The sequence below is a fragment of the Sinomonas notoginsengisoli genome, assembly GCF_021554725.1.
Taxonomy (GTDB): Bacteria; Actinomycetota; Actinomycetes; order Actinomycetales; family Micrococcaceae; genus Sinomonas; species Sinomonas notoginsengisoli.
On the sequence record NZ_JAIZDP010000002.1, the window covers coordinates 47,403 to 61,132 of the forward strand.

1 protein-coding gene (only partly in view) is annotated in these 13,730 nt (G+C 69.1%); it reads right to left on the reverse strand.

The window, feature by feature from the left end; translation table 11 throughout:
- A protein-coding gene (locus LF262_RS05910) for a hypothetical protein (protein WP_235779369.1) crosses the window boundary here: on the reverse strand, positions 1-13,730 show its 3' end. It continues 22,972 nt past the right edge of the window; the window shows 13,730 of its 36,702 coding nt (coding positions 22,973-36,702); the start codon falls outside the window, past its right edge — the gene reads right to left on this strand; the stop codon is at positions 1-3.

Consider the following 13,730-nt stretch of genomic DNA (forward strand, 5'->3'; position numbering starts at 1 on the left):
TCAGGTGACGGCGAAGGTGATCTGGCTGAGGGTGCGCGGGCGGTCGATCTGCTTCGGGATCTGCAGGTACGCCGTGCACGAGCCGCCTGCCGGTGGATAGACCGTCGGCGTCCGCCCGGTACCGTTCGCGCCGATCACCACGGTGAGGGTGGTGCCGTAGACGACCACCCCGTTGAGCGTGCAGACCAGCAGGATCTGGTAGAAGTCCCTGGTGTTCGCGCCGACGACCTGGAAATAGACGCCGCCCGTCGAGGTGACGGTGCTCCCTCCCGTTGCCGGGACCGCGGTGATGCTCGCGCCGCTCGTCGTCGAGGCTGCAGGGCTCACCGCACCCGTGGACGACGCCGTCGACGCACCGGAGGTCGTGCCGGTGTTCGTCCCGGTGTTCGTGCCGGTGTTCGTCCCGGTGTTCGTGCTGGTGGTGGTGCCGGCGTTCGGGCCGGTGTTCGTGCCGGTGGTATTGCTGGTGGTGGTGTTGGCCGGCGGGTTCAGTGCCGGTGCGTAGCTCGCCGCGCTCGCGGAGGCAACGGGAGTTGCCGTCGTCGTGGCGGCCCCGGCAGGCGGCGTCACCGGGCTCACGAGGGTCACGGCCGCGAAGCCGCGAGCGAGGCTGTAGCCGGGGACCGCCGCGAGTTGAATCCAGAAGAATTCGATCGGCTCGTACACGGCACTGCCGTAGACGGTGACCCTGATGGTCGCCGACGTCGCACCCGCGGGGATCGTGACCGTCCCCGAGGCCGCCTGGTAGTCCCCGGCGGCCACCGTGGCCACCGGCCCGTCACGTGTGGACCACGTGAGGGTGAGCGGGCTGGTCGGCGCGGCCGAGAGCGTGATGGTGAGGGTCGCCGTCGTGCTTCCGCTCGTCGGGGAAGTGATCGTCACATCCGCGATCGAGATCGTGGGAGGCGGAGGTGGCGCACCGGCGAAGACCTCGTCATCGGTCATGAACCGGAACGAGTCGAACGACGCCGCGCCGGCCGCCGCGAGCGCGCCGACCCGGCCGTCGGTCACCGCCGCGTTGAAGACGTAGCTGCCGAGGACGCTGCCGTTGAGGGTCACGGTGACGACTGTGCCCTTGAGGACCAGATCGAGCGTGTAGTCCTTGCCTGCCGCGAGGGCGACGGAGTAGGACTGCTGGATCTGCCAGCCGCGCCGGGGATCAGCATGGCCCACGATCACGCGCTGGCCCGCCACGTCGAGGGCGGCGAACTTGAAGTCATTGGGTGCGTACTCGTCGAACACGATGCCGCCGGTGCCGTTCGTATTCAGGACTGCGACAACCTCGACGTAGGACGTCGGGTCAATGAGCTGGCCCTGCGGCGTGTAGGACGTGAGGGACACCGCGGGGGCCGACCCTGCGGTCGCCGCCGACCCATACCGCCCGTAGGCCACGTTCCAGATGCCCGTCTGGTCGGAGCTGAACCAGTCGGCGGCTCCGTTGTCGAAGTAGCTCGTGCGGTCGAGGGTCACCTGCGGCGGGAGGACTTGGAGGGCGATGTTGTCGATGACTCCCTGCGAGTCGTTCGAGCCGAACCCGATGAAGCCCTTGTTGAGGGCCACCTGGGTGCCGTCGGAGAGAACCCGGGGCGCGAACGAGTAGGAGAACGCCTTGGTCCCGTTGATCGTGACGGTCACGAAGGTGCCGTTGACGGCCACGAGGAGGTCGTAGAACGTCCCCGGTGAGAGCGAACCCGTAACGGCACCCTGAGCGTCGTACCACCAGCCGGTCGCGTCGCGGTGGCCGATCACCATCTTGTTGATGGAATCGTCGATCCCGGCGAACTTGAAGTCCGTGGGGCTCCAGTAGTCGAAGATGACGAACGAATTCGCCTTCCAGCCTGCGGTCGGCTTCAGGACGGAGATCGAGGCTCGGATCTCGTAGTAGACCGGGAGATAGGCGTCTGCGTACCACACGGCGGCGGCATCGTTGCCGAGGCTCGTGGCGGCGACCTGGAGCTGCCCATTGGCCACCTGGAACGAGCCTGAGTCCACGGCGAAGCCCTGCGTCGTGCCGCCGTTGAAGTCCGCCGAGCGCAGCACGTCCCGCTTTCCGCCGGGGATGTTGCCGGCCTGCGGGTCGGTGGGCCCGCCGGTCTGCTGCTGCCAGAGGCCATGGTCGGACTGGCGCACGAGCCCGAGCTCGCCGTCGGGCTCGCCGTTGCGAGCCGGGTCGTCGCCGGTGTCCGTGGCGCGCGTCGGGTCGGCGCCCTGCGAACGCGAGAGGGCGTACAGGAACTCGGGCAGCTGCGGCTCGTTCTGGCGCGAGACGGTGGCGATGCCGAACGGGGCGAACGGGACGATGTAGCTGTTGAACTCGCCGACCCAGTCGATGAGGCGGTCGCCGCCGGTATTGCCGATGAGGATGTCGAGGCCGCCGCCGCCGAACGCGCGGTCCTCGAAGCTCGAGTTCGGGCCATCCGGGACGTCGTTGAGGCCGTAGCTCGTGCCCTTAGTGAGGTCGTCGTCGGCCTGGAGGAGGTCGTTGCCGAACCCGCCGTACAGCGTGTCGTTGCCGGTGCCGCCCACGAGCCAGTCGTTGCCGAGGTCGCCGAACAGGACGTCGTTGCCGTCCGAGGGCATCGCCTTGTTGGTTGCCGTGCAGTTGCCCTGGTTGTCGACGGCGATGCACGCCGTGACGGGGTCGCCGAGGGTCGCGTCGTTGTTGAGGAAGAACTGCATGTCCTTCGGCGGCGGGCCGCCCTTCCACACGGATCCGTCCGGGTTGAACAGGATGATCCGGCGCGGATCGTACTCGTCGTAGAGGAGGAATTCGCCCAGCCGGCTGGCGACGTGGTGGTTGGAGTGCCACGCGTTCGTGTCCGCGCCGAAGTGGAGGATGTCGCCCGGGTTCCACGGGTGGTTGAAGTCGGTCCGGGTCACGCCCACGGGGTTGCCGTTGACGTCGAAGGCCTGGACGTAGCTCGTGGCGAGGGCCTCGGAGCCGCTCATCGCGTCGTCGCCGGCCCCGCCATGCAGCTGGTCGTTGCCGAGGCCGCCGAAGATCACGTCGTCGGAGTTGTTCGGGTCGTAGTTGGGGTTCGTGGAGCCGGCCGAGCGCGGGGTGAGGTCGAACGGCGTCTCGTCCACCGCAGTCGCTAGGGCTCCCGAGCGGTTGATGATGGCCTGCTGGACCTGGCCCGGCGTGTAGATGTACTCGTCGAGCACGTTCCCGTTCGAGATGCGTGTGTTCGGGTCCGTGGGCAGGAGGGTCAGGACGCCGTAGAGGGGCTCGGAGTAGCACCCGGCGCTGTTCGGGGCGCAGCCGTTCGCGACCCACGCGGATCCATTCCAGGTGACGCCGGTGGCGCTGTTGCGGCTCGTGAAGATCCGCCCGTCGTCGCCGAGGACGGTGTCGTCCCCGGAGCCGCCGGAGATCCAGTCGTTGCCCCACCCGCCGATGATCTGGTCGTTCTGCGCGTCGCCGAACGCGATATCGCTGCCCGGGCCCGAGTAGATCGTGTCGTCGCCGGACTCGCCGTGGGTCTCGTTGACGCCGCCGATGTCGTAGATGCGGCACGCCGCCTTGTAGACCGGGTTGCCGTTGGCATCCAGGGTCGGGGCGCACGCGGCGAGATACTGGGCGAACAGGTCGCTGTGGGCGCCGTTGGCCAGGACGGGGCTGCAGACGGGCTGGGTGGGCGAGGTGTTGCACGTCGCGGCGGCGAGCGACGCTGCGCTGAAGAACAAGTCCGGTCGGAAGTCGGGGCCGCCGGGGGTGTAGTCGAGCAGGCTCACGCCGCGGACCACTTGCTGGCCGTCGGCGTTGTACTTGCAGGAGACCGGCCGCCCGGTCGTGTCGACCGTGCAGCGCGAGGTGTCGTACGTGTCCCAGTTGTACGTCATGTAGCGGACCGTGTCGGGGCCGCTCAGGAGCAGGTGGCAATCACCCGCGGCGCCGGGCTTCGTTGCAGCCGTGCACCCCGACGTGTCCATGCCGTTGATGCCCACGATCCGGATGATGTCGCCGTTCGCGCCCACCACGGTGTCGGCGTCGCGGGAGTGGATGTCGAGGTTAAGCGTGCCGTCGGCGAGTTGCCGATTCGCCGTCGCGTTGAGGCCGCCGGTTTCGCCGACCTCGTTGTTGAGGTCGATCTGCGTGCCGGCGCCGCCGAAGATGAGGTTCTTCCCGAGGTCGCCGACGACGCTGGAGAGCGGCACGTAGGTCGGGTTGCCGTAGGCGTCGCCGACCACGGAGTAGGAGCCGCCGTCGGGCCGCTGGTACGCGTTCGTCAGACTGTAGAAGTCGGAGTTGCCGCCCACGAGGTCGTCCTGGCCGAGGCCGCCGAAGATCACGTCGTTGCCGGCGTTGCCCTCAATGTAGTCGGAACCGTCCGTGGCGCGCTCGACGCTCGGGTAGACGGTGAGCGGGCCGACCGGGTCGCACACGAGAGCGCCGGGGGCACCCGTGCAGCCGGTCGGGGTGCGGAACGCGCCGACCCGCTGGAGCGTCGAGGTGGGGCTTCCGGGGGCGATCCAGTCGATCGAGCCGTCGCCCTGGATCGTGTCGTCGCCCATCTGGCCCAGGATCACGTCGTTCGCGCCGCCGCCTGCGAGGTAGTCATTGCCCCACGAGCCGAGCCACTTGAGGCCGTCGTCCGCGGCGAAGTCCTGCCATAGGTTGGAGACCTTGTACTCGGCCCACCACGGGACGTCGTTGTTGGTGCGGTAGTTCTGGGCGATCCCGTTAGTCAGCAGCGCGCCGGAGTTGTAGGCATCCACGGCTCCGCCGCACGGGTTCGTCCGGTCGGAGCGGCTGTACAGGAGCGTCCCGCACAGCGACTGGAAGCGCCCATTGGTCCAGTCGCCGTAGCTGCGCTGGATCGAGGCGTTGTCGCCGAAGACCATGTCATTCTGCCCGCCGCCGTCGACCGCGTCGTTGCCGGGGCCGCCGATGAGCATGTCGCGACCCGAGCCGCCGTACACCCAGTCGTCGTCGCCGTTCTGGAGCGCCTTCGAGTCGACACTCGTCACGCCGATGCCGCCGTCCACCTGCGTCCCGACGCTGCCGAGGCCGCCGGTGAGCAGGGTCGTCTGGATCTTCTGGAGCTTGCCGGGGACGGGCTTGGTGGTGTCACGGGCACCCGAGACGTCCTGGGTGATGACGCCCAGGTCGCCGAAGACGATGTTGTCGTCCTGGCCGATCGTGGTCCCGTTGGCGCCCGGGAGCGTGCCCGCGCCTGCGCCGTAGATCAGGTCCCTCCCGGCCTTGAGGAGGTCGCGGTCGGGGTACTGCGCGGCCGGGTAGCCCGCGGGCCCGTTGCCCGCCGTCGCGACCGTGAGGACGCGCGTGACGAGGTCGACGTTGAAGCCCGAGTCGCCGTAGACCATGTTCTGGCCGCGCTCGCCGAAGATCGTGTCGCCGCCGGAGCCGCCGGCGATCTGGTCGCCGGTCTGCGAGCCGATGAGGACGTCGTCACCCGCGCCGCCGTACATCGTGACGCCGATGCTCAAGAGGTTGCCGCTGGCGTCGGTGCCCGTGAGCGCGTGGGCGTCGATGACGTCGTTGCCGCTGAACTGGAACGGGTTGGCGAGCGGGAAGACGAAGAACGGCGCGCTGTTGCCGACCCGGTTGAGCACGACGACGCTGTACGCGCCCGCTATCGGCGCGGTGGGCGACGTGACCGGGAAGGCGGGCCCGGTGGGGAAGTCGGCGAGCGACAGCGCCAGGTTCAGGCTGATCTGGGTCGCGGTGACGGCCTTGACGATGCCGACGTACTGCGACACGGCGGTCACCGTGAGCGTCTGCCACGGCATCGGGGCGATGACCGGGCCGTTGAGCAGCATGGTTGCCCGTGTGCTGTCGAAGCCGGTGACGGTCCACACGCCGGGGACGCCCGAGATGGTGACCTGCATGCCTGCCGTGAAGCGCGTGTCCCACGTGCCCGTCGCGAGCGTAATGCGGTCCGTGCTGCGCAGGATCGAGGCCGTCTGCGAGAACGGGCTCGCGAGGCTCAGGGCGAGCTCCTGGCCCACGGCGAAGCCGTCGCGGAGGAACGAGCCGCTGCCCGTGCCGCTGCCGGCAGCGTTGAGCGTGACCGTGCCCGTGTGGCCGTCGCCCGAGAGGGACAGGGTGACGTTCGCGCCCTCGATGTGCGGCATCGGCTTGGGCCCGAAGTTGTGCAGCGTGAGGTGCGTCGGGTCGCCGCCGTACCAGACACCGTCCTGGGACGTGCCGCCGTACAGCACAAGCGGGGAGGCGGGGCCGCCGCCGCCTGTGACGGTGATCGAGTCGCCGCCCATGCGCACGGCGCTGACCGTCCCGGTCCACGTCGGTTTCGCGGCGAGGGCACCGCCCGTGACGGTGATCGTCCCGGCGATGGGGTCGATGGCCGTGACGATGCGGTAGCCGTCCACGCCGTCGATCCGCACGAGCATGCCTGCCGTGAGCCCGGAAGCAGCCAGGGCACCGGCGGGCAGCCCAGCGAAGGCGACCACGCCGCCGTCGGACGTCGCGGTGATCGAGCCGGTGACGGTGCCGCCCGTGGCGGTCCAGAGCCGGCTCACAGTGCTCACGAGGCCGGCCAGCGCACCCGTGGCGATCGGCGCGCCGTCGACGATCATCACCGCACCGTCGGACGGGTTGCCGTCCGCGTTGAGCACGGCGCTGTTGGCGAACTGGACGATGGTGCGGACGCCGACGCCCGGGATGTAGACCTGCTGGCCCGCGCGGAAGCCGAGGGCCTGCCACGCCTGGCCGTTGGAGAGGAGGATGCCGTTGCCCGCGATGACGGAGAGCATGCTCTGCGACGGGCCCCAGCCGGCCGGGATGGTGGCCGGGAGCGGCGTGCGGGTCACGCCGTTGCCGGCGGAGAGGTCGTCCACCACGGAGACCGCGCCGGTGTACGGTCCGCCTGTCAGCGCCGAGCCGGTCGTCGTCGCAGGTGTCAGGAGCATGACGTCCCCTGGCAGCGCTGCGGGGTTGCCGCTGCTGGCGAAGCCGAGGACCGTGTACAGCTGGCCGTCGGGTCCCTCGACGAGCTGGCCCGCGTGGAAGCCGAGGTCTGCCCACGGCAGACCGTCCTGGCGGACGAGGCCGGGGCCGCCGGGCGTCGTGGCCACGGCGAACGTGCCCTTGACGATGAGCGGGCTGTTGCCGCCGCCGTGCACGGCCGTGATGCCGCCATGGTGGGCGAGTTCGCCGCGCAGGCCCGTGATCGGGTTGACGTCGCCGCCCTGCACCAGCGTGGACTGGACAGTGAACGCGTCGTTGCCCGCGCCGAGCATGATGTTCAGGATCTCGATGGTCGAGACAGCGCCGTCGGTCGAGTACTGGCCAGTGTTCGGGTCCACGGTGAGCGAGCCGTAGCTGATACCGCCGGCGAAGGTAAGGGGCTCGCCCCACGGCAGCTTGTGCGTGATCGGATCCGCAAGGTTCGAGAAGTCCAGGCCCGGGCCCATGTTGAGGCCGGTGACCGCGGTCGAGGTCAAGGTGCCTGTGAGGTTCTGCCTGCTGCCATCGGCGTAGACGTTGAGCGTGTCGATCTGCTGCCACTCCGGCGGCTGGGCGGCGACGCGGAACGGGGCCGTGTTGCCCTCGCCGGGCAGGAGGATCGCGGCCTTGAGCGAGCGGTCGGAGGCCGTGGTGCCGCCCTCGACAGAGAGCGGTCCGCGGATCTGGTCGAGGCGGTGGGCCTGCTTCGGGAACGTCATGAGGCTGGAACGGCCAGCGGGGACCACCCAGTTGACGTCCGCAACGAGGTTCACGGCCTGCGGGATCCACCAGTTGGTCGGAGTGAAGATCACGAACGCGGCCCACTGGGTGACCGTGGCTAGCGGGTCCACGGTGGCCGGCTTGGCCGCCGCCGTGAAGTACAGGACGTTGAGCGTGCCGCCGTTGGCCGAGCCAAAGCCCTGGATCTTGTAGAACGCGGGATCGGCGCCGATCTTCACGACCATGCCCTCGGTGAAGCCGGAATCGAGCCAGCTCGTGCCGTCCTCGCGGGTTAGGGCGCCGGTCGTGGCGTTGTAGGAGAGCGTGTGGCCGGTGGTGCCGCTGAAGACGCCGGCGTCCTGGAGCTGGCTGATGACGACGTTCGCGAACGGGCTGGCCCAGCTGCTCCGGTCGATCGGGAGTGCGCGGTCAAGGGTCAGCGAATTCGTGGTGAGGCCCACGATCTGGTAGTCGCCGTCGTCGGCCGTGCCGGTACCGGAGATGCGGATCTTCTGCCCGATCCGGAAGCCCTCGTCGAGGAAGCTGCCGAGGTCGGAGCCGTTGCCGCGGGTCACCGTGGCGCCAGAGACGTTGATGAAGCCCTTGAAGGCCTGCGCCCCGTGCTGCCCGCCGTAGGCCGCGTAGTTCGCCCCGCCGAAACCGGTGACATCCACCTGGCCGTCCGTGAGCGAGAAGATCGTCACGGGCGCCGTCGGGGCGCTGTTGAGCCGCAGGGTGTAGGAGTCCCCTGCGCCGGGGACCGTGCAGACCGCGTTGCCGCAGGCTTGGACGAGAGTGCTGCCATCGGACTGCTGGACGAACACGCCCGGCGTCTTGGCGCTGATCACCTGGACATCGACCCGCGAGCTGATCCGGCTCCTGGCCGCGAGGTAGGCGGAGTCGGTCGTGGACGGGTCGATCGTCATGATGACGGCGGTGTTGTGGGGGTCCATCGGGGCGAGGATGTTCCTCGCGTGGACGCTGACGACGACGGGTAGGTACCAGTTGGTGCTGTCGAATGTCGCCGTGTAGACGTACGGGGTCGCGCCGCACGCGGTCGGGTCCGTGAACGCCGCGCCCTGCGCGACGGCAAAGCGGGCGTCGGCGCTGGCCAGGCAGACCATCTGGTCGCCGGGCACGATCCGTACAACGACGGTCTTGCCCACCGCCGGCGCCATCGCGAGCTGGACCGTCACCTGGTCCGCGACCTCGGTGACCACCGGGGAGACCGTGCCGGCGAGGACCGTCGTGTCGTTGTCGAGGTGGCCCGTGGTCGGGTCGGTCTGGCCGGCCTGGATGTCGGCCTGGTCGTTGTCGAAGATCGTCGCCTCGACGTTGCGCACCACCGCGCCGTCGAATTTCGGGTCCGCGCTGATCACCGTGTGGTTGACCGTCACGATGCGGGTGCCCTCGGGCCGCGTGTCGTCGACCGCGTACAGGTACACGGTCTGGTCCGTGTTCCAGTTCGTGCCGTCGAACACGAGGACCAGCGAGCGGTTCGAAACGCTCTTCGACGCTCCGCCGAGCATGATCTGGCGGTAGAAGTCGGCCAGCGCGCTGCCGCTGAGGTTCGCGGCGACGAGGATCGTGTCGCCGTCGGTCCCACTCGGGGCTCCGTCAGGCAGGTTGCCGACCGTGAGCCGGGCGTGCTCGGTGGACGGCGGGTAGGCGGCCGAGACGGTCACATACACCTTGCACTGGGTGTCGGTCAGGCCGGCGCACACCGGGTGCGCCGCGAGGTGCACCGTGTAGGAGTCGAGTGATGGCAGCGGCGGCGCCGTGCCGCACAGCGACGATGTCGGGTTCAGGAGGTAGCAGCCGCCCTCGTAGACGGCGGTGAAACCACCGCTCTCGGTGATGACCACCTGGCCCTGGCCCGGCCGCGCGACGGTGACCGGCACGCCGTCGGCCACAATCCCGTTGTAGTTCGGATCGGTCGAGACGACTCCGTGGTTGACCGTGCTGGACGTGCCGTCGATGTTCAGGGCGAACACGTCCCCTGCCACGTCGCCGGCCACGTTGATCGTGTCGCTGCCGAGCCCGCCGATCACCCGCGTGACCATCCCGGGCGCCGTGGAGAGCACGTCGATCGTGTCGTCGCCCTCGAGGGCGTCGATCTCGAGGACCTGGACGTTGACGTACTTCACGCTCAGCCCGGCGCCGTAGATGGCCCTGGCCGTGACGACAATGTGGTCCGCGTACTCGGTGCCCAGGATCACGACCTTGTTGAAGCCCGTGCCGCCGTCGATCGAGACTGGCGCGTTCAGGTTGTACATGACCTGGTTCTGGCCGGCGCCCGTGCGGATGTCGCTCTCGGCGGCCGTCGAGAAGCCACTTGTGAGGCGCGGCATCGCGATCTGGTCGTTGGCGTTGATCCACACGATGTCGCACGTGGCCCGCTCGGCGTCGGTCAGGGACACGCTCGGGTCGGTGCAGGACTTGCCGCCCATCGAGGCGGGCAGGCCGTGCCCGGTGCGCACCTCGGCCAGGGCGAAGGCGCGGACCACGAAGAGGTCGTTGCCGTCGTTGCCCTCGAGGCGCAACGGGGCCTGGTTCGAGTACACGGTGAACGTGTCGTCGCCGGCGTCGCCCACCGCGACGAGGGGGGCGGACGCGCCCCTCGACACCCAGCCGCGCGTCGTCGCGACGGTGCCGAAGACGTCCTGCGCGTTGAGGTCGCCGCCGCTCGTGTCCCGCGTCATGCCGTCCAGCGAGACACCCAGGTTTGAGGTGAACGCGTTCGCGTCGCGCTGGCGGCCGTAGATCTGGCCGATCTGGAACGAGTCGTTGCCGGCACCGCCGTCGAGCGTCGTGGTGACAGTGACGTCGTCGGAGGCGAAGACGTCGTTGCCGCCGAGGCCGTTGACGATCAGGCGGCCGTTGATGCCCGTGTCGTAGTTGATGCGCTCGTAGGCCTGGGTGCGGATCGCCGCGCTGCCGGTCGGGTCCGACGTCGTGACGTCGTTCGCGAGCAGGCTCACGGTCACGTTGGGCAGTGCGACGTTCGACGTCGGGACCTGCTCCGTGGTGAGCGAGACGCCGATCGGCAGGGTCTCGGCGAACGTGATCCACGTTCCGCTCGGGTCAACGCTGGCCACCGTGTAGTCCCCGGCCCACACGCCAGCGGTCGGGCCGCCCAGGTGGACCCGCAGGCCCGCCAGGCTCGTGGCGAAGGTGCCCGCCGGGGCGCCCATGAGCGTCCGGCCCGTGGCCGTCCCGGCGCCACAGGCCGAGGTGAAGCACAGGCTCAGGTTGCCCGTGAAGACCGGCGTGCGGGCGCCGAGCTGGCCGTGCAGGAGCGCCACGAAGCCCGGATTGTCGGCGAGTTCGTTCGCTATGTTGGACGTCGGCGTCGAGGCGATAAACCGCGAGCGGCGCAGGAGGAAGATGTCGTCGGTCGGGTACGGGTTGCCTTGGGCGTCGTAGCCCGACCGCGGGCTGTCGTAGCCGTTGACCGTGAGGACGTCCGAGCCGTCGGCCGGAGCCCCCGTGTCGAGGACGTTGATCACGTAGTTATGGCACGTGGACCCGGTCGGGTCGCCAGCGAAGCACGGCTGGCTGCCTGTCGTGTTGATGACGTACGTGTCCGTGCCCGACTGGCCGTCGAGGGTGAGCGTCATGCCATCCGCCACGTCCATGGTCTGGAGCTGGTTGACGAACATGAAGTCTTCGCCGTCGCCGGCCGCGGCATAGGAGCCGAACGGGGTTGGCGTGTTGGAGCCGTAGACGCGGGTGATGTTGCGCAAGTAGGTCTGGTCGAGGCTGATAATGTCCGAATCGGTATTGCCGAAGATGCGCGTGAGGTTGCACGCGTGGCCGTCCTTATCGAGGAGACTCACACACGCGTTCGTCTGCGTCCCGCCGAACACCGCGGTGCCGTTCGTCGTCTGGGCGGTGCCAGACCACAGCTCGCCGTGGAGGTGCATGGTCGTGCCCCAGCCAGTATCCGGGACGCCGATCGCCGACCCGGGGCCGCTGTTGGAGAAGTCGCCGAAGATGTCGATCCACTGAGCGGCGCGGATGCTCGCAACGAGGGCGGGGTTCCCGTCGGTCGCGACCGACCCTCCGCCCGCGGCGTTGTAGCCGTCGGTCGTGACGTTGTCGCCCACCCGCAGGAGCACCCAGCCGGCGTCCGCCTGGATGAGGCCGCGCTGGATCTGGCCGTTCGCCGTCGTCCGCGGCGCGTTTTCGACGAAGAGGAGGCTGCAGGCCTGGCGTCCGCCCGCGGTCGACGCCGCGCACGGGAGCAGGTTCAGGTCCTCACCCTGCGCCGTGGTCTCCGCTACGGTGAGCCGGATGTTGCCGGCGAACGTCCGGGCGAGCACCACGTTCATCGGCGCCGGCGTGCCAAGGTCGAACGGATCGTAGGAGTCGGGGATCTCCGTGACGAAAATGCCCTGGTCCGCCTCAAAGGCCGCGGTAGCCGCCGGCATCGCGGACGATGCGCTCCACGGCGTCGCGAAGCGGCCGGAGGAGATGTCGAGGTCGTTGGTGCCGTCGGCCGCACCGATCGATCCGCCCACGGCCTTGATGTCGATCGTGTTGCCGATGACCTCCGCCGCCGTCTGTCCCGACGGGCCGTTCGCGTCGATGACCGAGCCCTTGACCGTCGCGAGGGACACGCCGCCACGCGTACGCACGAGGTGGATGCGAAGGTCGTCGGTTGTCGCCGGGTTGCTGTCGCCGATCTCGGTGAGGAACACGCCCAGGGTGTTCGTCGACGCGGTGTCGATCGCGGTCAGGACCCCGGTGTTGGTGCGGAGCACGTCGACGTTGACCTCGAGGAAGTCGGTCGGGAGGCCGATGCCGCCCAAGACGCCGCCGGTGCCGGCCGTCATCGTGATGTTCACGCCCGTGACGTCGATCGACGTCTGGCTGTTCGCGTCGAGGATACGCTGCGGCGAGGACAGGACCACGTCGTTCTGGGTCGAGTCGATGTGGCCGACGAGCATATCGCCGGCGAGCTCGGTCGCGGTGATCTTGCCGTTCGTCGTGAGGAAGATCTGGGCGGCGTCCCCTGCGAGGTAGCCGCCAGACATGCTCGGATCATCCACCGGGGTGGGGGTCGGCGAGCCGCCGGTCCACGCGACGTCGGTGTTGATCGTGAAGGTCACGGTCGTGGTCGGCGTCGCCGCTCCCACGACGTGCGTCGCGTCATTGATCGCCGTCGTCGCGCAGTACTTGGGCTCCTGGGCCGCGTAGGCGGACGACGTGGAGACGTGGCAGATGTCCAGGTCGTCGCCGGAACGGGCCTCGGTGAAGACGTAGGCCGAGTCGAGCACCGTCGTCGTGGTCCCGAAGGCGCGCAGGATCCGCGCCAGGTTCGGATCTGCGGTGTCCGGCTCGTAGTGGGTCTGGTACTGGCCACTGCCGGGATTGGTCGACGTCGAGCCGATGGGCCCGGTATCGCCGCCGAGGGCAGGGTTGTAGCCCGTGGGGAAGACGTAGTGGTAGTAGCTCGTGCTGGGCGTGTAGGCGTTGACCGTCACAAGGACGTTGGTCGCGAGGTCGTTGCCGTTCTTGCTGTCGTTGATGACGACGTCGATGTCGTCGCCCGCGGTCAGGCGCTGGACAGTGACCGTGAGAGCGGAGCCGAGGACCTCATCGGTGCGGCGGTTCGCAGTGAGGTCGAGCACGAGGTCCGCGCCGGCGTCGGCGGTGATCGTGAAGTCGTGGTAGGCGCCGTCCACGCTTTGGTAGCGGACGAGTTCGACGGCGATCGGGTTGCGCTCCGCGTCCTGCGTCCCGGACACCGGGTGCTGGGCGGCCTGGTGGCCGACGTTCCCGTGCGGGGCGGACAGCGTGAGCACGTTGGTGCGGATGACCTTCGTGCCGACCGCGCCGAGCGGTCCGGCGAGGATGTCGCCGCTCGCGTTCGTCACCTCAGTGGTGCCAATGGGGTTCTCGATGAAGTTGTCGAGCCGGATGAACGGGTTCTGGCCGGTGCACGTAAACGGGCATGTGTTCTTGATCTGGACGAGCGTGGGCGGGAACGTGTAGTGGATGTCGAAGTCGAAGCTGCCGCCCACGGTCGTCGGGCTCAGGCCGCTCGTGGCATGGCCGGTTCCCAGCTGGATCG